The organism is Actinomadura sp. KC06 (genome assembly GCF_004348735.1).
Lineage (GTDB): Bacteria > Actinomycetota > Actinomycetes > Streptosporangiales > Streptosporangiaceae > Spirillospora.
In genome coordinates this window covers 1-20,075 of sequence record NZ_SMKT01000063.1, presented here as the reverse complement: position 1 = coordinate 20,075, position 20,075 = coordinate 1, and the positions used below count along the sequence as shown (strand labels likewise).

At 72.9% G+C, this 20,075-nt stretch carries 16 protein-coding genes; 15 read left to right on the top strand and 1 reads right to left on the bottom strand.

From position 1 onward, the window contains the following. Positions 1-110 precede the first annotated feature (110 nt). The 9 genes from E1287_RS20975 to ddaH are packed head-to-tail and all read left to right on the top strand — an operon-like array spanning position 111 to position 8,956. Positions 111-1,391 carry a SidA/IucD/PvdA family monooxygenase gene (locus tag E1287_RS20975; protein WP_243719269.1) on the top strand — a complete coding sequence of 427 codons (1,281 nt, stop codon included), beginning with the start codon at positions 111-113 and terminating at the stop codon, positions 1,389-1,391. After that, the gene (locus E1287_RS20970; protein ID WP_243719267.1) at positions 1,388-1,780 is read left to right on the top strand and encodes a cupin domain-containing protein; all 393 of its coding nucleotides are present in this window, start codon (positions 1,388-1,390) and stop codon (positions 1,778-1,780) included. The genes E1287_RS20975 and E1287_RS20970 overlap by 4 nt, the downstream gene beginning before the upstream one ends. Then, positions 1,777-3,312 (top strand): class I tRNA ligase family protein, encoded by a 1,536-nt coding sequence (locus tag E1287_RS20965; protein ID WP_131966742.1) that lies wholly within the window; start codon positions 1,777-1,779, stop codon positions 3,310-3,312. Before E1287_RS20970 ends, E1287_RS20965 begins: the two co-directional genes overlap by 4 nt. Further along, the gene (locus E1287_RS20960; protein WP_131966741.1) at positions 3,305-4,429 is read left to right on the top strand and encodes an FAD-binding oxidoreductase; all 1,125 of its coding nucleotides are present in this window, start codon (positions 3,305-3,307) and stop codon (positions 4,427-4,429) included. Before E1287_RS20965 ends, E1287_RS20960 begins: the two co-directional genes overlap by 8 nt. A 50-nt stretch (positions 4,430-4,479) precedes the next feature. Then, a complete protein-coding gene (locus E1287_RS20955) occupies positions 4,480-5,778 on the top strand; it encodes an ATP-grasp domain-containing protein (RefSeq protein WP_131966740.1) in 1,299 nt (432 codons plus the stop codon). Beyond that, complete coding sequence (locus E1287_RS20950; protein WP_207934347.1) at positions 5,775-6,173, top strand: hypothetical protein; 399 nt, start codon at positions 5,775-5,777, stop codon at positions 6,171-6,173. Before E1287_RS20955 ends, E1287_RS20950 begins: the two co-directional genes overlap by 4 nt. Positions 6,174-6,186: 13 nt before the next feature. Continuing rightward, positions 6,187-7,542, top strand: coding sequence for an FAD-binding oxidoreductase (locus tag E1287_RS20945; protein ID WP_131966739.1), 1,356 nt, complete (start codon positions 6,187-6,189; stop codon positions 7,540-7,542). Positions 7,543-7,544: 2 nt separating this feature from the next. Next, positions 7,545-8,117, top strand: coding sequence for a flavin reductase family protein (locus tag E1287_RS20940; RefSeq protein WP_131966738.1), 573 nt, complete (start codon positions 7,545-7,547; stop codon positions 8,115-8,117). 2 nt (positions 8,118-8,119) lie between these two features. Continuing rightward, positions 8,120-8,956 (top strand): dimethylargininase, encoded by an 837-nt coding sequence (gene ddaH / locus E1287_RS20935; protein WP_131966737.1) that lies wholly within the window; start codon positions 8,120-8,122, stop codon positions 8,954-8,956. A 25-nt stretch (positions 8,957-8,981) separates the two neighbouring features. Here the strand turns inward: ddaH and E1287_RS20930 are convergent, their stop codons facing one another. Continuing rightward, on the bottom strand, positions 8,982-10,352 hold the full coding sequence (locus E1287_RS20930) for an XRE family transcriptional regulator (RefSeq protein WP_131966736.1): 1,371 nt from the start codon (positions 10,350-10,352) through the stop codon (positions 8,982-8,984). Positions 10,353-12,100: 1,748 nt separating this feature from the next. Between E1287_RS20930 and E1287_RS20925 the strand changes: the two genes are divergently transcribed. The 6 genes from E1287_RS20925 to E1287_RS20900 are packed head-to-tail and all read left to right on the top strand — an operon-like array spanning position 12,101 to position 20,056. Beyond that, on the top strand, positions 12,101-14,230 hold the full coding sequence (locus E1287_RS20925; protein WP_165969113.1) for a hydantoinase/oxoprolinase family protein: 2,130 nt from the start codon (positions 12,101-12,103) through the stop codon (positions 14,228-14,230). Further along, entirely contained in the window at positions 14,227-16,455 is a 2,229-nt protein-coding gene (locus E1287_RS20920; protein ID WP_165969112.1) for a hydantoinase B/oxoprolinase family protein, read from the top strand. The genes E1287_RS20925 and E1287_RS20920 overlap by 4 nt, the downstream gene beginning before the upstream one ends. After that, on the top strand, positions 16,455-17,288 hold the full coding sequence (locus tag E1287_RS20915; RefSeq protein ID WP_131966733.1) for a 2,3-dihydroxyphenylpropionate 1,2-dioxygenase: 834 nt from the start codon (positions 16,455-16,457) through the stop codon (positions 17,286-17,288). The genes E1287_RS20920 and E1287_RS20915 overlap by 1 nt, the downstream gene beginning before the upstream one ends. Beyond that, positions 17,285-17,539 (top strand): hypothetical protein, encoded by a 255-nt coding sequence (locus E1287_RS20910; RefSeq protein ID WP_165969111.1) that lies wholly within the window; start codon positions 17,285-17,287, stop codon positions 17,537-17,539. The genes E1287_RS20915 and E1287_RS20910 overlap by 4 nt, the downstream gene beginning before the upstream one ends. A 1-nt stretch (position 17,540) precedes the next feature. Then, positions 17,541-19,085, top strand: coding sequence for a sugar ABC transporter ATP-binding protein (locus E1287_RS20905; protein ID WP_131966731.1), 1,545 nt, complete (start codon positions 17,541-17,543; stop codon positions 19,083-19,085). Beyond that, positions 19,082-20,056 (top strand): ABC transporter permease, encoded by a 975-nt coding sequence (locus E1287_RS20900; RefSeq protein WP_131966730.1) that lies wholly within the window; start codon positions 19,082-19,084, stop codon positions 20,054-20,056. Before E1287_RS20905 ends, E1287_RS20900 begins: the two co-directional genes overlap by 4 nt. The last annotated feature ends 19 nt before the right edge of the window (positions 20,057-20,075 follow it).

Genomic DNA, 20,075 nt, shown 5'->3' with positions numbered 1-20,075 from the left:
GACTCCCCTCGGTCCGCCCGCACGGGCGCGACATCTCTCGGCCTGCCCGCACGGGGGCGCCGACCGGAACGACAGGTGGGATTGTGACAGTCCAAGAAGTTGACATTCTGATGATCGGCGCGGGCCCGGCCAACCTGGCGCTCGCCGTGGCGCTGGAGGAGTCGGCCCCGGCCGAGATGGCGCGCAGCGCGCTGATCCTCGAACAGCACTCCGACGTGAAATGGCAGCGCGGCCTGCTCCTGCCGTGGGCCCGCAGCCAGGTCTCCTTCCTCAAGGACCTGGTGACGCTGCGGAACCCGCGCAGCCGGTTCTCCTTCCTGAACTTCCTCCACGAGACGGGCGAGCTGGACAGGTTCGTCAACCTCAGCACCTTCAACCCCTACCGCTGGCAGCTGTCGGCGTACCAGCAGTGGGTCGCCGGATCGTTCCAGCACGTGAAGATCCGCTACAACGCCCGCGGCGAGCGGGTCGAGCCCCGCATCGCCGGCGACGGCTCCATCGCCGGCTGGACGGTCACGCTCGCCGGCGGGGACGTGGTGCACTGCCGCGACCTGGTGATCGGCGCCGGGCGCGACCCGCACATCCCCGAGGTGTTCCGGGACCTGCCGGCGGAGCGGGTCGTCCACAGCACCCAGTACAGCGCCCGCATCGCGGAGGCCGACGCCGGCGGCACGCTGCGGCCGGTGGTCGTCGGCGGGGCGCAGAGCGCCGTCGAGATGTTCATGGCGCTGTCGCAGGATCTGCCACAGAGCCGCCCGACGATCGTGCTGCGCTCGATCGGGTTCCAGAACTACCAGACCAGCAAGTTCGTCAACGAGCTGTTCTTCCCCTCGTTCGTCGACGAGTTCTTCACGATGCAGCCCGAGGCCCGCGAGCAGGTCCTGGAGGAGATGCATCTGACGAACTACGCGGGACTCGCCCCGCCCTTCGCCGACGAGCTGTACTACATGCTCTACCAGCAGCGGATGCTCGGCGACCAGCGCTCCACCGTGCGCCCCCTCACCGAGGTGGTCGGCGCCCGCGTCGACCGGGACGACGTCGTCCTCGACCTGCGCGACCGCAAGAACGGCAAGGTCGAGCCGCTGCGCTGCGACCTGGTGTTCCTCGGCACGGGCTACGACTCGCGGATGCCCGTCATGGTCCGCGACCTCGCGGCCCGCGCGGGCCTCGACGAGGTCGTGGTGAGCCGCCGCTACCGCGTCGAGCTCGGCCGGCCCGCGTCGGGCGCGCTCTACCTGCAGGGCGTCAACGAGGCGACGCACGGCATCGCCGACTCCCTGATCAGCGTCCTGTCGCACCGCTCCCAGGACATCACCGACGACATGCTGGCCCGCCGCGCGTCCGAGCTCGGCCGGGACGGGCGGCTGACGGAGCAGGTGCGGTCGGCATGATCGAGAACGAGGACCGCATGTTCGAGATCCGCACGCTGGACCGGGCCGAGCTGACCCGGGCGTACGGCCTGGACTCCGAGCGGCTGCTGCCGTGGCCCGCGCTCAACGCCCCGTTCGAGGGCGCCTGGTGCGTCCTGCGGGCCGGGACGGAGTCGACCCCGCACTCGCATCACGAGTACGAGATCTTCATCGCGATGACCGGACGCGCCAAGCTGCGCGTCGACGGCGAGGACGTTCCGTTCGTCGCGGGCGACATCGTCCACCTGATCCCGGGCTCCACCCACCAGGTGGTGAACGACACCGGCGAGGACTTCGAGTACTACGGAGTCTGGTGGGACGCCGAGATGGCGGAGGCGTTCCTCGACCGGCACCGGAAGCGGTCGTCATGACCGAGCGGACGATAGTGATCTCCCCGGCGCCCACCGCCAACGGCGACCTGCACCTCGGCCACCTGGCCGGTCCTTTCCTGGCCGCCGACGTCTATACCCGCTATCTGCGGGCCACCGGGCGCAAGGCGTACTTCGGGACGGGTTTCCAGGACACGTCCACCTTCGTCGTCACGACGGCCGGACGGCGCGGGATGGCGCCGGAGGCGCTGGTGGCGGAGTCGGCCGGCCGCATCGCATCGAGCCTCGACGCGGTGGGCATCGGCGTCGACGGGTTCACCGGCGACGACGAGCGCTTCACCAAGTGGGTCGCCGACTTCTGGCAGCGGGTCCACAGCGCGGGGAACCTCGAACTGAAGACCATGAAGTTCCTCTACTCGCCGAAGACCGGCCGGTTCCTCGTGGACGGCTTCGCCAGCGGCGGCTGCCCGGTGTGCCTGGCCGACGGCTGCGCCGGGCTGTGCGAGACCTGCGGGAACCCGATCGCGGCGGCCGACCTCATCGGCCCGCGGTCCACGCTGGACCCGGACGACCCCGTCGAGACGCGCGAGGCGCGGGTGCTCGTGCTGCCGATGGAGCGCTACCGGGAGCGGCTGCGGGCGTACCACGACGTCCACGCGACGGCGATGCGCCCGCATATGGCGCAGGCGCTGCGGGAGATGCTGTCGCGCCCGCTGCCCGACTACCCGGTCACCTATCCGATCTCCTGGGGCATCCCGGCGCCCTTCCCCGAGGTCCCCGGGCAGGTGATCAACCCGAACGCGGAGCCCGCGGCGTGGAGCATGCACGCCTCCGCGCTGTCGGCGGAGCGCTGGGGCGAGGTGCCGGGGACCGACGACGCGCTCTGGCTGTCCGGCTCGGGCACGAGGGTCGTGTACTTCCTCGGCTTCGACAACATCTACCCCTTCGCCGTCGCGATGATGGCGGTGCTGCTGGCGCACGGGGACCAGTACTCGCTGCCGGTCGAGTTCGTCACCAACGAGTTCTACCTGCTGGACCACGACAAGTTCTCCACCAGCCGCGGGCACGTGGTGCGGGCCGGAGACCTCGCCGCCGAGATGCCGCGCGACCTGGTCCGTTTCCACCTGGCCGCGACCAGCCCCGAGAGCCAGTGCACCAACTTCAGCCGGCCGGACATGACGAAGGTGACGCGGTCGTGGCTGGCCGAGCCCTGGAACCGGGTCGCGGCGAAGGCCGGCCGCTGGGCGGGTCAGGGGCCGCTGCCGGTGTCGGAGCAATCCCGCGGCGCCGCCGCGCGGATCATCGACCGGTTCACCGCGTCGTACGAGCTGGACTGCTTCAGCCTCGTCCGGGCGGCGCAGACGCTCACCGAGCAGATCGCGCGGCTGGACCGGTGGGACGCCGCGCCGGACGAGGCGGGCGACTTCTGCCACCAGGCCGAGGTCGTGCTCCGCTGCGCCGCGCCGATCCTCGTCGACCTGGCCGCCGCCCTGCCGGACACGGCGATCCGCCGCGACGCCCCGTCCACGATCACCCCGGTCCGGCTGCCCGCGCTGGGCGGACGCGATGGCTGAGACCGCCCGGAGCGCGCTGGACGAGCCCTTGCGCGGCTGGACGAACCAGCGGATCGTCATCGTCGGCGCGGGCGTCACCGGGCTGCTGGCCGCGGTGCGGGCCGTGCTGCTGGGCCACCACGTGGTGGTGCTGGAGCGGGGCCCGATCCCGAACCCCGGCGCCAGCTCGTCCGACCACCACCGGGCCGTGCGGGCGCTCGACCCCGGCGACCCGTCCGCGACGCGGCGGGCCGCCGACGCCCACCGCCGGTGGGTCGAGCTGGAGGCCCTGCTGTGCGGCCCCCCGCCGGGCGCGGGCTTCTACCGCCGGATCGGCGTCGTGACGGCATGGCCGGAGGGCGAGATCCCCTCGGTGGCCGCGGCGGCGCGCGACGCCGGGCTGCGGGTCGAGCTCGTCGGCCCGCGCGAGATGTGGCCCATCGGGTTCCCGGACGGCACGTCCGGCGTCCTGGAACTCGACGCCGGCGTGCTGCTGGCCGACCGTGTGCTGGCGGCGGCGGCCGGATGGCTGGACCGCCATCCGGCGGCCGAGCTCAGGCCCGGGCACGACGTCGTGGCGGTGGACGCCGACGCCGCGAGGGTCGAGCTGGCCGACGGCACGGTCGAGCACGGCGACCTGGTGCTGGTCGCCGCCGGGCCGTGGTCGTCCCGGCTGGTGGACGTGCCCGTGGTGGTGCACCGGCAGACCATGGTCTACCTGACTCCGCCCGCCGAGCTGGCCGGACGGTGGGAGCGCATGCCCAGCGCGGGCCGCATCGGGGCGGACGGGCGGGGCTGGCTGCTGCCGCCCGGCGCCGGCGCCCACCTCAAGATCAGCACCGACGCGGCCCGCCGCGAGGTCGGCTCCGCCGGAGAAGACGGCGACGGCGACGAAGCGGACGAACGGGCCTGGGCCGAGAAGATCCTCGCCGCCGGAATCCTCGCCGACGCAGGCGCCTACGCGGTCGCCGCCGTGAAGCGGTGCCACTACGCGGTGGACGCGGGCACCGGCGCCGGCCGGCTCGCCCGGGTCGGGACCTCGGTCTGGGCCCGCGCGGCCAGCGGCGGCGACGGCTTCCGCACCGCACCGCTCGTCGCCGACCAGATCGCCGGCGCCCTGCTGGGGGTGGCGGCATGAGCCCGTCCACCCCGGCGTTGCCCAACCCCTGCCGGATCGGAAGGAAAGAGATGAACGCCTCCAAGAGCGTGCTGCTGGTGATCGGCAGCGGGCTGAAGCTCTACCGCGAGTACCTGATCCGCTCGGCGAGCGCCCGCGCCCGCGCGGCGGGCCTGGAGCTCGTCCTGATCAACAACCTCAAGCCCACCTGGCAGCACCCGTACTTCGACGAGATCCACGTCGTGAACGTCTTCGACCACGACAAGCTGCGCACCGCGGCCCGCGAGGTCGCCGCGCGGCGCACCGTCGCTGGCCTCGTCTGCTACGACGAGCCGCTGGTGATGCCCGCGGCCGAGCTCGCCGCCGAGTTCGGCGTGCCGGGCCTGTCCATCCCCGGCGTGCAGGGCTGCCGCGACAAGCGCAGCACCCGTTCGCGGCTCACCGCCGCGGGCGTCCTGCAGCCGGCCTTCGAGATGACCGACAGCCTGGAGCAGGCCCGCTCGGCGGCCAAGCGGATCGGCTACCCGGTCGTCGTCAAGCCGCGCGCGCTCGGCGCCAGCATGGGCGTCGTCCTCGCCGCCGACGAGGCCGCCCTCGACGCGGGTTACCGCGTCGCGCACGAGGCGAGCCTGATCGGCGACGAGGAGTACCGCGGCGGCGCGATCGTCGAGGAGTACGCGGACGGCCCGGAGATCAGCATCGACGCGGCCGTGCACAAGGGCGAGTACCTGCCGATGTTCCTCGCCCGCAAGCGCACCGGCCAGTACCCGTACTTCGAGGAGGTCGGGCACGTCATCGACGCGGACGACGAGCTGCTGCGCGACCAGGAGCTCATCGGCACCCTCGCCCGCGCGCACCGCGTCCTGGAGATCGAGGACGGCATCACCCACACCGAGGTGCGGCTGACGCCGCGCGGCCCGCTGATCATCGAGATCAACGGCCGGCTCGGCGGCGACCTGATCCCGTTCGTGGGCAAGATCGCCACCGGCATCGACCCCGGCCATGTGCTGGTCGACGCCGCCACCGGGACCCGTCCCGACATCGCGCCGACGCGGAGCGGCGTCGCGGGCATCCGGTTCGGCTATCCGGGCCACGACTGCGTCGTGCACGCGGTCCGCGTCCCCACCGAGTCGCCCGGGCTGGTCACGGCGTCGCCGATGGTCGACCCCCGGACGACGCTGCGGCTCCCGCCCGGCGGCTACATCGCCCGCCACTCCTTCGTGGTCGCGGAGGCCGACGACCCCGCGACCTGCGACGCGCGGCTCGAGGCGGCGCTGGCGCTGGTCGAGATCGACGCCACGGAGGTCGAGCCGCCGCCGCCGGGCACCCGCCTGGAGATGCCGGCCGGGCTGCTGGACGCCGACGCGTGACGATCGACTACGAGGGCCGGCTGTTCCGGCGGGCGGGCGGCGGCGACGGCACCGTCGCCCGCTACCGGCAGGACGGCGACCTGGTCTGGGCCCACTTCGGCGGCGGGAAGGTGCGGCGCGGCACGGTCACCGGCACCTGCGAGCCTGACGGCACGCTGCGGCTCGGCTACGTCATGGTGCTGGTGACCGGCGAGGTGATCTCCGGGCACACCGTGAACGTCCCGGAGCGGCGCGCGGACGGCCGGCTGCTGCTGCGCGAGGAATGGGAGCGGTTCGGGGAGCACGCCGGCGCCGGCGTCTCCTACCTGGAAGAGGTCGCCGCACCCGCGAGCGGAGAAGAGGCCGCCGCATCCGCGGGCGGATCTGCGGACGAAGCCACGAACGTGCGGATGTGACGGGAGCGATCTGATGATCGATTGGGCGGATCTGCGCGGGCTCGCCGAAGGGCGGCTGCGGCTGCCCGGCGACGCCGGGTTCGGCGAGCGGAGCCGGGCGCACAACGAGCGGTACCGGCACGTGCGTCCGGCCGCGGTGCTGTCGGTGGCCTCGGCCGCCGACGTCGCGACGGCGATCGGCTGGGCGCGGCGGCACCGGGTGCCGGTCGTCGCCCGCGGCGGCGGCCACGGCTACGCGGGCACCTCGGTGAACACCGGGCTGGTGCTGGACCTGCAGGACCTCGACGAGGTCCGGGTCGACCCCGTGACGGAGCTGGTGACCGTCGGCGGCGGCGCCCGGACCAAGGGCATCCACGACGTGCTGCGCAAGTTCGGCCTGATGTTCCCGCTGGGCAATTCCGACGACGTCGGGATCGGCGGGCTCGTGCTGGGCGGCGGCGTCGCGGCCTCGTCCCGGGCGCTCGGGCTGACCTGCGACGCGCTGGTCGAGACGGAGCTCGTCCTGGCCGACAGGTCCGTCCTGACCTGCAACGAGACGCAGAACGCGGACCTGTTCTGGGCGTGCCGGGGCGGTGGCGGCGGCACCTTCGGGGTGAACACGTCGTTCACCTTCCAGGCCCGTCCCGTGATGGACGTGTCCACCTGCCTGCTGCTGTGGCACTGGGAGCACGCCGCCGACGTGCTGACCGTCATGCAGGGGGTCATGCGCGACGCGCCGGACCGCTTCGCCGCCCGCATCGGCATCAGCAGGTCGTCCGGCCAGGACGGCGTGGTCTCGGTGGTCGGGCAGCACCTCGGCCCCGCCGCCGAGCTGCGCGAGCTGCTGGCGCCCGCGCTGGCGGCGGCCCGGCCGCACCGGGCGGACGTCGCGGACCGGTCGTACTGGGACGCGGTGGAGTACCTGCACCACGCGTCCGCGGGCGGCGCGTTCGCCGTGCGGACCCGTACCACCCCGGCGCCGCTGCCCGGCGACGCCGTCCGGACGCTGGTGACCGCGGTCGAGAAGTGGCCGGGCAGCGGCAACCCGGACGGCGGCGGCGCGGCGCTGTTCACCTGGGGCGGGGCGATCAACCGCGTCGGGGCGGCGGACACGGCGTTCCCGCACCGGGACGTGCTGTTCCTGCTCTCGCTGGACACGGCGTGGGACCCTGGCGACCCGCCGGAGACGGTGCGCGCCAACCTCGACTGGCTCGCCCGGCTGCATCAGGACATGGGCGAGTTCGCGGCGGACGCGTCGTACGTCAACTTCGCCGACCCTGACCTGGAGGGCTGGCGGTCGGCGTACTACGGACCGAACCTGGCGCGGCTCACCGAGATCAAGCGCCGCCACGACCCGGACCGGGTCTTCGACTCCCCGCAGGCGATCTAGCCATGACGACGAGGTCATCGCCGGCGACGCCGACCAGGGACGCGCCGCTGGATCTGCGCGGGGTGATGCGGAGCTTCGCGACGGGGGTGTGCGTCGCGGCGACGTACGCCGACCGGGCGGACGGACGCCGCCACGACGCGGTGACGATCAACTCGCTGAGCTCGGTGTCGCTCCACCCGCCGCTGGTGTCGGTGTGCATGCGGATGGAGTCGCTGTTCCTGGCCGACCTGCTGGCGACGAAGAAGTGGGCGGTGTCCGTCCTGCCGCACGGCGCCCGCGAGATCGCCCGCGTGCTGGCCAAGGACCGGGCGGTGCGGACGGACGCGCTCGGCGCCCTGCCCGCCACGCCCGGACCGCGGACCGGCTCGCTGGTGTTCCGGTCGGCGAGCTGGCTGGAGTGCGAGCTGTGGGACTCCTTCGCGCTCGGCGACCACACGCTCGTGGTCGGCGAGGTCGTCGCGGCCGACCCGCGCCGCGACGGGCCGTCGCTGCTGTTCGTGGACGGCGGCTACCGCGTCCCGGCCGACCCGGGCCCGTCGTCCGCGCATGAGATCCCCGATTCCCCCTGGTGGTAGGCATGGAACGTGTAGCGACCCGCCGGCACTATCTGATGGTGCGGCCCGCGTACTTCGACGTGGTGTACTCGATCAACCCGTGGATGAATCCCGAGAAGCCGACGTCCACCAGGCTCGCCATCGCCCAGTGGGAATGGCTGCGCGACCTGTTCGCCGACCTGGGCCACACGGTCGATCTGCTGCCGCCGCGGCCCGGCCTGCCCGACATGGTGTTCGCGGCCAACGGCGCCACGGTCATGAACGGGCGGGTGCTCGTCGCGCGGTTCCGCGACTCCCAGCGCGCCGCCGAGTCCGACGCGTACATGGAGTGGTTCCCGGCGCACGGCTACACCGACGTGCGGCAGGCGCGGTGGACCAACGAGGGGGAGGGCGACTACCTGGCCGCCGGGTCGGTGATCCTGGCGGGCACCGGCTTCCGGAGCACGCCGCGGGCGCACCGGGAGTCCGAGGAGTACTTCGGCGTTCCCGTGATCGGGCTGACCCTGGTCGACCCGCGCTTCTACCATCTGGACACCGCGCTGGCGGTGCTCGCGGAGGACACCGTCATGTACCACCCGGAGGCGTTCTCGGACGAGAGCCGTGAACGGCTGGAGGAGCTGTACCCGGACGCCATCCTCGCCACCGCCGCCGACGCCGCGGCCTTCGGTCTCAACGCCGTGTCGGACGGCAGGAACGTGGTCCTGCCCCAGGCCGCGACCGGGCTGATCGGCAGGCTGCGCGAGCACGGCTTCGAGCCCATCGGCGCGGACATGTCCGAGCTGCTCAAGGCGGGCGGCAGCGTGAAGTGCTGCACGCTGGAGCTGCACGGGACCGTCCCCGCCGAGCGGCCGGGCCGGTGATGGACGCCGCCTCCCCCGAGGGGCGTCAACTGAAGATCGACCTCTGGTTCATCTTCGGGATCACGTAGCGGACGACGAAGGCGCGTACCAGCGGATCGAGCCGGTACGCGCCCGCGCGGCCGTCATGGCGGAGCAGCCCGGCGGCGGCCAGCTCGTCCACCACCTCGTCGCCGATCGGCGCGGTCGACGTGAGATCGTCGGCCCTGCCCGCGGGCTCTCCGGGCAGGCGGTGCGCCAGCTCGTGCAGCAGCGTCCGGGCCGCCCCGCCGAGCTGGAGGTACGCCGATCTCAGCAGATCGGACACCGAGACGTCTCCGATGCGCAGCCAGTCGAGCAGCGCGCCGCGGTCGGTCAGCCGCCCGATGATCCGGGCCAGCGGAACGTCCGGGCGGGCCGCCAATTTGCGGACCGCGATATCGATCGCGAGCGGGAGGTCGCCGCACAGCTCGGCGAGCCGATCGCAGTCCACAAGATCAGCCGCAACGCGATCGGCCAGCGCCTCGGAGATCATCGTGACCGAATCGTCGCGGGGCAGGACGTCCAATCGCACGCGGCGGACATCCCGCAAGCCGAGCAGGGGGTTTCGGCTGACCACGATCATCGCGCCGCGCCGTGTTTCGGCCATCAGCAGCCGAACCTGCCGCTCGTCGCGCACGTTCTCCAGCAGCATCAGCAGCTTTCGCTCGGCCAGCATTGAGCGGAGCACCCCGGCCTGCTGGCCGAGGCCGTCGGGTAACTGCTCCTCGCGCATTCCGCACGCGCGCAGGAAACACGTCACCAGGCTTCTGTCGTCTGGCGGAGCAGATCCGAGATCGGCATAGAGTTGTCCATCGACCATCTCTCCGGCGATTTGATGTGCGTAATCCAGCGCGAACGCGCTTTTGCCAACTCCCACCGGCCCGCAGATGACGATCGGTTCGGCGGTCGGCCTGCTGAGCAGACTCCGTTCCCGGGTTCGCCCGACGAGCCCTCGCGGCCGTAACGGTAACTGCGCCGGAGGCGGTAAGACCGTGCGGTTCGGCAGAACCGCCTGGCCCGGCAGAACCGTCCGGGCCGGCAGCACCGCCCGGGCCGGCATGACCGTGCGGCCCGTGAAGTCCCGCTGCCGGGGAGGGGAAGGCGGCTGCGGCGGCGGGGTGCCGGACACTTCGAGCCAGCGCCGCCGCCAGACCTCCTGATCACCCCCGCAGGCCGCCACGAAAGCGAGCGTGACCTGCAGCGTCGGCAATCGATGGCCGCTCGCGGCGCTGGACAGCACCGACGGTGAGTACAGCGCGGACCGTGCCATGTCCCGATACGTTGGATTGCCCGCGAGCGCGCGAAGCCGTCTCAGCTCGCTTGCGAAAGCCGCGACCGCCCCGCCGGAGGCGTTGATCGGCTTCTCCGGTCTCCCCATGTCTCCTCTTCGCTGAATCTCACTTCAGATGAGGTTCGAGCTCGCGCCCCATGAAGAACTGCCTCCGCCTCCGGTCTCGCAGAGGCGAAGAAGATGATCGCGTGTATTCCCCCGTGATATGTCGGCGAGCATCCCTCAGGGGGCGGCTTCGCCCGCAGCGCCTCGGTCACCCGGACACCGGGCGCTGACCTGCTGGAATTGCGCTACGTCACGAAAATCGGGTGCCTGGACCGGCGGGGCCTGTGCCGACGGCCTTTCCGGCACGCACCGCATGCGCGCGCCTAGGACCCCCGCTCGCGACTATCCGTCACGTAATGTCCACAGAAGATTACCCGGGCCCGCTCCTGGTGGACTTCCGCCAGCGCGCCCCGCGCATAGTAGTGGATGTCTGTGACGCCGGAAAGCCCGGCCGGAGCGTGCAAATGTAGGCTCAAGTTGATCCTCCATGATCGGACGGGGTACGTACCGTGGTCATATACGGTCTCGGGTGCCCAGCATAATGGGCTCATTCCTGAGACGGACGTCCGGGCTAAATGGTTCGAATCCCCCGAGTTTCGATAGCGGTGCGAGAAGTGAAACTTTCACGCCCGCCGTCCGGCCGAAGTTCTCTCTCCGCGCGAGATGCCCGGACCCGCCTCTCGCCCCGGGCCGGGTCATCCAGGATCACCCCCGGTCTCCGGCCGGCCGCGGCTGGCCGTGGCGCTCGGACGGCCTGTCGAGCGGCCGCCGGTCGCCGTGGTCCGCGTGCCTGCGTCTGTGCATGAGCCATCGCACATCACACTCAGCCGTCACCGGGAAACGACGCCGTCGCCGTGGTGTCAGGCAGGCGCACGCCTGGTGTCGAAGCCGTGGACGAAGACCGCCGCCCGCGGCGGCGGGCGCGCGGGACGCCCACGCCGCCGCGGCGTGCCGGTTCGTGGCGTGTCATGCCCGTTCCCCTTCGGTGCGGATTCCTGTACTTCGCACCACCGGGTGACACGGATGTGCACTGCGGCATGCCGATCCCAGAACCCGGCGTCCGGAACATCGAACACTGCCCGTATTGAACTGACGCCAATCAGGAACCGGTTCATATAAGTGCTCATGCAGTTTCCTGCAGGCGCTCATTTTCAGGTGTCAGGCAAGAAATTCAATCGCTCAAGAGAAGTGGCCTGCGGAGCCCGCCTCGCGTCCAGGGCGGCGGCCTCGACCGGGACGCCCTTGGTCGCCGAGGGCAGGGCAGCCGCATCCTGCCAGGCCCGATCCGGTCTCCCGTGAGCTTCCTCGACCCGTTCGGCGAGTTCACCGTCGTCCCCAATGGTGTCGATCGCCCTCGCCCGGCGCAGGCGTCCCCGGCCTGATCCGGGAGGCCGTGGCGCCCGTCTTGCTCACGTCGCTCACGGCCGAGGATGGGCGGCCGTTCGCCACCGGTGGCTCTATAGGTTCGCCGTGAACAAGAGCCCGGTCCGGCGAAATGTGCGGCGACGTCCCTTTCTTGTCGCACGGCAAGGAAACGGCCATTCCCTGGCCCGCCGGGTTTCGCCGCGGTCGCGGCGAGCGGGGCAACCGGGCGCCCGGCGCGCCCGGCGCGGTCGGTGTCGCCGGTCGCGCCGGAGTTTCCGCAGGTCCTCGCCTCAGTCCGCACTGCGGACTGAGGCGTTGTGTGTGAGGCGGGCCACCTCGCAGAGTGTCATCCGCGCACCCACCGCCGTCGCATCGGCGGCGTATCGCAATCGCAAAGACGTTTTCGTCGACTCCGTGGAGAGAGCGTGGACAACTCATCGGGATCCGGCCCGCGGTTCTTCGTGGGCACCGACGTGGGCGGGACGTTCACCGATCTCGTCGTCCTGCGGGACGGGCGCCCGCCGCGCCTGTTCAAGTCGGCGACGACCCCGGACGACCGCTCCGAGGGCGTCGTGAACGCCCTGCGCCTGGCCGCCGAGTCCTACGGGCTGGACCTGCCGGGCTTCTGCGCCGCCGTCGTCTACTTCGCGCACGGCACCACCGCGGCGACCAACGCGTTGATCGAGCGCAAGGGCGCGCCGACCGCGCTGCTCACCACCCGCGGGTTCGGCGACACCATGCTCATCCAGCGGTCGATGACGTCCTGGGTCGGCATGGGCGCCCGGACCGGCCACTACAGCCGCCGCCGCAACCCCGACCCGATCGTCGAGCGGTCGCGGATCGTGGAGATCACCGAGCGGATCGACGCCGAAGGCGCGCACGTCGTCGCGCTGGACGAGGACGAGGTGCGCGCGGCGCTGCGCCGGTTGCGGGACGAGGGCGTCCGGGCGCTGGCGGTGTCGTTCCTGTGGTCGTTCGTGAACGGCGCGAACGAGGAGCGGGTCGCCGAGATCATCGGCGCGGAGTGGCCGGAGGCGTACGCGACGCTCTCGCACGAGGTCGCGCCGGTGATCGGCGAGTACGAGCGGTCGGCCACGACGGTCGTCAACAGCTACCTCGGCCCGGTCATCCGCGACTACGTCGCGAACCTGGAGGGCCGGCTGCGCGCGGCGGGGTTCACCGGCGACTTCTCGATCATGGACTCGGGCGGCGGCGTCATGCGCGCCGGGGACGCGGCGCGGCGTGCGGCGTCGATGCTCACCTCCGGGCCTGCGGGGGGCGTGCTGGCGTCGACGGCCCTGGCCGCGCGGCTCGGGCACCGCAACGTGATCACCTCGGACATGGGCGGGACCAGCTTCGACGTCGGCCTGATCATCGATGGCGAGCCGCTGGTCGAGCGGGTCAGCGAGGTCGGGGAGCTGCATCTGGCGCTGCCCCGCATCAAGGTGACCGCGATCGGCGCGGGCGGTGGATCGCTCGCCGCCGTGGACGAGTCCGGCATCCTCGTCGTCGGCCCGGAAAGCGCGGGTTCGGTGCCCGGCCCGGCCTGCTACGGGCGCGGCGGCGACCGTCCGACCGTGACCGACGCGGACGTGGTGCTCGGCATCATCGACCCCGCCCGCTTCCTGGGCGGGCAGATGCCGCTGGACCGCGCGCTCGCGGAGAAGGCGATCCGTGTGCACGTCGCCGACCCGCTCGGACTGAGCGTGGAGGACGCGGCGGCCGGCATCCGGAAGGTCGCCGACAACCAGATGGCCGACCTGCTGCGCAAGGTGACGGTCGAGCAGGGCCACGACCCGCGCGACTTCGTCGTCTACGCCTACGGCGGCGCGGGCCCCACGCACGCCTACGCCTACACCGAGGCCGCGGGCATCGCGACGCTCGTCGTCCCGCCGACCTCCACGGTCCATTCCGCGTACGGGGCCGTCACGTCCGACCGGTACCGCGCGGTGCAGACGACGGAGGTGCACCGCACCCCGCCCGGCGCCCAGGACCCGGCCGCCCACCTGGACGCCGAGGCCATCTCCGCCACCTTCGACGCGCTCGCCGCGCAGTGCCGCACCGACCTGGACGACGACCCGCGCGTCCGCCTCTCGCGGGTCGCGTACCTGAAGTTCCGCCGCCAGTCGCACGAGCTGCCGCTCACCGTTCCCGGCGGCCCCGTCACCACCGGCGTCCTGCGCGCGCTGATCGAGGACTTCCGCGCCGCCTACGAGCGGATCTACGGCGCGGGCACCGCGCTGCTGGAGGCGGGCGTGGAGATCCACACGCTCCGCGTGGAGGGACGGGTGAAGATCACCGACGTCCGGGAGGGCCGGTACCCGGGCGCCGCCGACCCCGACGCCGCGCTCATCGGCGAGCGCGCGGTGCACTTCCCCGAGACCGGCCGGATCGCCGCCCGGGTGTACCACGGCGAGGGCCTGGGCGGCGGCGCCGCCCTGCACGGTCCCGCGATCTTGGAGTTCGCGGGCACCACCGTCGTGCTCGGCCCGAACCAGTCGCTGGCCGTCGACCACCACAGCAACCTCGTCATCGACTGCAAGGGGGAGGCGTGACCACCACGGAGACCGGCGCCGAGGCCGGCACGGAGACCGGCACGACCATCGACCCGATCACCTTCGAGGTGATCCGGCACCGCCTGCTGGCCATCACCGACGAGCAGGGCGCGACCCTGGCGGCCATCTCCGGCTCCACCCACGTGGTCGAGGCCAGCGACTACAACGTCGGCCTCTACCTGCCGGACGGCTCGGTCGCCGCGATGGGCCGCACGATCCTGTCGCACGCCTCGTCCATGGCGGCGATCACCCGCTCGGTCATCGCGGACTGCGCCGGGTCGCCGGGCATCCACCCCGGCGACATGTTCATCGTGAACGACCCGTGGAAGGGCACCGTCCACGCCCAGGACGTCGGCCTCATCGCGCCGATCTTCTTCGACGGCGAGCTGCTCGCCTGGACCGGCGCGATGTGCCACATGGTCGACGTGGGCGGCATGACGCCCGGCAGCTTCTGCATCGACGCGACCGACTCCTACCAGGAGGGTCTGCAGATGCCGCCGACCAAGCTCGTCGACGGCGGCGAGGTCCGCACGGACGTGTGGAACCTGATCCTCGGCCACACCCGCATGGCCCCGACCGTCAATCTGGACCTGCGGGCGCTCGTCGGCGCGAACAACACCGCGGTCAGGGCGATGACGGCGCTGGCCGAGAAGTACGGCGCGGCGACCGTCCGCACCGTGATGGCCAACCTCATCGGGCTGTCCGAGCGCCGCCTGCGCAACCGGCTCGCGCTCCTGCCCGACGCCCGGCTGCACTCCCGCGCCTTCCTCGACAACGACGGCGGCCTCGCCCAGTCGTCGGAGAACGCCACCTACGAGGTCGACCTGGTGCTCACCAAGCGCGGCGACACCCTGCACTTCGACTTCTCCAGGTCGTCCCCGCAGGTCAAGGGGTACATCAACTGCGCCTACTCGGGGATGATGGCCGGGATCGCGGCGGCGCTGCTGCCGACGCTGGCCTTCGACGCCCCGTGGAACGAGGGGCTGTTCAAGCCGGTCGAGGTCACGTGCCCCGAGGGGCTGATCTGCAACGCGGCGCGTCCGGCGGCCGTCAGCGGCGGCGCTTTGGAGGCGGGCTGGCTCGTCGAGATGACGGCCTTGGAGTGCCTGTCCAAGCTCGCGGCCTGCTCCGACGAGCTGCTGCGCGAGGCCCAGGCGGGTCCCGCGGGAGGACCCGACAAGTTCGTCCTCACCGGCGCGGGCGAGCGCGGCGCCCGCCAGACCTACGTGATCATGGACTGCCTCGCCACCGGCGGCGCGGCCTACGCGCACCGCGACGGCGCCTGGACGCAGGGCCAGCACAACATCGAGCGGCAGAAGATCTCGAACGTCGAGGCCGTCGAGATGGACGCCCCGCTGCTGTACCTGTGGCGCGGCCTGGTCGCGGACTCCGGCGGCGCGGGCCGGAACCGCGGCGGCATGAGCATGGGCGCGGTCTACACCGTGCACGGCGGCCGGGACGTCACCGCGCTGAACTCCGCGCACGGCTGGGAGGTGCCCAACTCCACGGGCATCTTCGGCGGCTATCCCGGCGCGCAGAACACCCGCACCGTCGTGCACAGCAGCGATGTCAAGGCGCGGCTGGCCGCCGGGGTCGTCCCCGCGGTCGGGGAGCTGACCGGCGAGCGCCCGGCCATGCGGGGCCGCCAGGGCCTCTACCGTCTCGGCGACGACGACGTCCTGGCCACCGTGCCGCAGGCGGGGGGCGGCTGGGGGGACCCGCTCGACCGTCCCGCCGCGTCCGTCCAGGCCGACCTGGACTTCGGGGCCGTCACCGCCGATGGCGCCGTCCGGCTCTACGGCGTGGTCCTGGCGGAGGACGGGCGGGTCGACGCGTCCGCCACCGCCGAGCGCCGCGAGGGCCTGCGCGCCGAGCGCCGGGCCTTGCCCGCCGACCTGCCGCTTCCCGAGCAGCCGCGGGGCGAGCGCACCCGGATCCACCCGATGGGGGACGGGCTCGACGTCGTCGAGGCCGACGGCCGCCGCTGGATCGCCTGCGCCTGCGGGTGCGTCCTGTCGGGTGCCGAGGAGCCTTGGCGTCCTCGCGCGTCGGTCCGGTCCAGCCGCGACGTCCACGCCTTCAGCCTCGCCACGCGCCTGGACGAGGGCCTCGAACTGCGCGCCTACTCCTGCCCGTCGTGCGGCCGGCTGCACGCCACCGACGTGGTGCGGCGCGGCGCCGCGCACCCCGACGACATCCGCCTGCTCACCGGCAAGGAGGAGTGATGGGCCGGCTCGCGTTCGCCGCGGCGACCTCGCACGTCGGCGCGATCGTGAAGAACCCCGACGCCGACCCGGAGATCTCCGGGCCGCTGCACGAGGCGTGGCGCAAGCTCGACGCCGAGATCGCCGCCGCCCGCCTGGACGCCGTCGTCCTGGTCGCCACCGACCATTACGAGACGTTCGGGCTGGAGAACTATCCGGCCTTCTGCCTCGGCGTCGCCGACGAGCACGAGGGCTGGGCGGAGTTCGGCAACCCCGGCGGGACCGTCGCCGGCCGGCCCGCCGTCGGCGCGGCGCTGCTCGCGGACCTCACCGCCCGCGGGTTCGACCTGGCGCGCTCGCACACCATGCCGCTGGACCACAGCTTCATGGTCCCCCTCGCCAAGCTCCCGGCGGCCGCGGCCGCCGGGGTGGTGCCGCTGTTCGTCAACTGCACCACCCCGCCGCTGCCGACGCTCCGCCGCTGCGCGGACCTCGGCGCGGCGCTGCGGGACGCGGTGCGGGCCCTGCCCGGCGACACCCGCGTCGGCGTGATCGGCACCGGCGGCCTGTCGCACTGGGTCGGGCTGCCCCGCTTCGGCGACGTCAACGCCGAGTTCGACGGCCGGCTGCTCGGCCTGCTGGAGCGGGGCGACGCCGGGGAGATCCTCGGCTGGGACGACGCCGCGATCCTGGAGGAGGCCGGGAACGGCGCGCTGGAGATCCGCACATGGCTCGTCGCGGCGAGCGCGGCGGGCGGACCGGCCCGCGTCCACGCCTACCGGCCGATGCCCGCCTGGACGGTCGGGATCGGCATCGCCGCCTTCGAGATCGCCGACGCCGAGGTGGCCCGGTGAGCATCGTCGCCCTCAACCGGCTCGCCAGGGAACTGGAGCACACCCCCGGCCTGCTCGCGCGCTACCTGGAGTCTCCGGAGACCGTCCTCGACGGGTACCGGCTGACCGGCCCGGAACGGCGGGCGGTGACCGGCAAGGACGCCTCCTGGCTGCTCGACGCCGGAATGAACCCCGTCGCGCTGCGCAACCTGATGGTCGTGCTCGGCGTCGCCCACCAGGACATGTACCCCGCACCGAAGGACGGCACCTGACATGGCCGTTTCCGACGCGAAAGGCACATCGCCGGACCTGGAGGCGGCCACGTCCGCTGACGGCGTCCCGGTCCTGGAACTGCGTGGTGTGCGCAAGGCGTTCGGCGGAGCGCAGGCGCTCGCGGGCGTCGACTTCACGCTCCGGCCGGGCGAGGTGCACGCGGTCGTCGGCATGAACGGCGCCGGCAAATCGACCCTGGTGGAGTTGATCTGCGGCACGTTCACCCAGGACGGCGGCGACATCGTCATCGACGGCCGCCGCCAGGGCCCGCTCACCCCGCGCCGTGCCCACGCGGCGGGGGTGAGCATCGTCCACCAGCGGCGCACGCTCGTCGGCGAGCTGAGCGTGGCCGAGAACCTGCTGCTCGGCAGGCTCCCCACCCGCGCGGGAAGGGTGCTGTGGCGCAGGACCCGCGAGGAGGCCGCCGCCGCCCTGGCCGACCTGGGGCTGGACGTCGACCCCGGCGCGCCCGCCAGGAGCCTCGACCCCGGCGAGCAGACGCTCGTCGAGATCGCCCGCGAAGTCCACCACGGCGGCCGGGTCCTCATCCTGGACGAACCCACCGCCGCGCTCGGCGGCCGGGACGCCGACCGCGTCCACGGCCTCGTCCGCACCCTGCGCGACCGGGGCAAGGCCGTCATCTACATCTCGCACCGTCTGGACGAGGTCCTCTCCCTCGCCGACCGCGTCACCGTGATGCGCGACGGCCGGGTCGCGGCCGTCGAGGACCGTACCGCGCTCGATCTGCCCGCCCTGGTGCGGGCCATGGTCGGCGACCGCCTGGTGCAGGGCAGACCGGAGACCGCCCGGAGCCCCGGCGCCGCGGTGCTGACGCTGTCCGGGCTCAGCCACGGTCGGCTCCGGCCGTTCGACCTGCAGATCCGGGCCGGTGAGGTCGTCGCCGTCCTCGGCCCGGCGGGCGACGGCCAGTCGGAGCTGTTCGGCCTGCTCAGCGGGCTGCGCCGGGCGCGGAGCGGCACCGTCGCCGTCCGCGGCGCCGTGATCCGGTCCGGCAGCGTCACCGCCGCCCTCGACGCCGGGCTGCGCTGCGTGCCCGGAGACAGGCTCTCCTACGGTCTCGTGCCGGGCCTCGGCGTCGACGAGAACCTCGACCTGGTCCGGCGCGGCAGGCTCCGGCCCTGGCTGGTGCGCTGGCGCGACCTGCACGCCCGCGCCCGCTCCGCGCGGGACCGCTACGGCGTCACCACCCTCCAGGACGACCCGCCGGTGGCCGCGCTGTCGGGAGGCAACCAGCAGAAGGTCCTGCTGTCGGCGTGGCTCGACGGCGACCTCGCCGCCTGCCTCCTGGAGGAGCCGACCAACGGCGTCGACGTCGCCGCCAAGGCCGACATCCACCGGATCGTCGACGGCCTCGCCGGCCGCGGGACCGCCGTCCTGCTCACCTCCTCCGACATCGACGAGGTGATCCGGCTCGCTGACCGCGCCGTCGTCGTGCGGGCCGGCCGGACCGTCGCCGACCTGCCCATGGACCAGGTGAGCCGGGACGACCTCGTCACGCTCATCGCTGGAGGAGACCAGTCATGACCGCACTGACCGCGTCGAGCGAGCGCCTGCGGCTCGCCCTGCCGCCGGGCCTGTCCCGCCACGTCGGCCTGCTGGCCGTGCTCCTGATCGTCGGGGCCTTCACCGCGCTGCGCAGCGACGCCTTCCTCACCGGCCCGAACCTGCTCAACGTGTCCCAGCAGATCGCCGTCGTCGCCGTCCTCGCGGCCGGGCTCACCCTGCTGATGACCGCGGGCGGCATCGACTTCTCGCTCGGTGCGATCGCCGCGGTGACCCACGGCGTCACCGCGCAGCTCATCGTCGCCGGCGTCAACGAGTGGACCGCCGCCGCGCTGGCGCTCGCGCTCGGCGCGGCGATCGGGCTGGTCAACGGGATCGTGGTGACGTACCTGCGGGTCACCCCGTTCGTGGCGACGCTCGCCACCTCCACCGTCCTCGGCGGCGCCGCCCTGCTCATCATCGACGGCAAGAGCGTCTCCATCGGCGAGGCGCTGGTGCCGCTCGGGTTCGGCGAGGTGTTCGGCGTGATCCCGGCCCTGGTCGTCGTCGCCGTGGCCGTCTGCGCCGCCGCGGGCCTGATGCTGCGCTGGACGGCGTTCGGCCGCAACGCCTTCGCCATCGGCGGCAACGAACAAGCCGCCCGCCTGGCCGGCATCCCCGTCGCGCGGACCAAGCTGCTGCTCTACACCCTCGGCGGCCTGCTCGCCGGGCTCGGCGGCGTCCTGCTCGTCGCCCGGCTCGGCGCCGCCAGCCCCGGCACCGGCGGCCTGCACCTGGAGCTCACCGTGGTCGCCGCGGTCGTCATCGGCGGCACCGCCCTGCACGGCGGCAGCGGCACCCTCGTCGGCACCGTCCTGGGCGTCCTGCTCCTGGGCGTGGTCACCAACTCCATCAACCTGCTCCAGATCGACTCCCACTACCAGGACGTGGCGCTCGGCGCCGTCCTGCTCGTCGCGGCCATCACCAACCATCTGCGCGGCCGTCCGCACTGACCGGTCCCCGGCCCTCCGC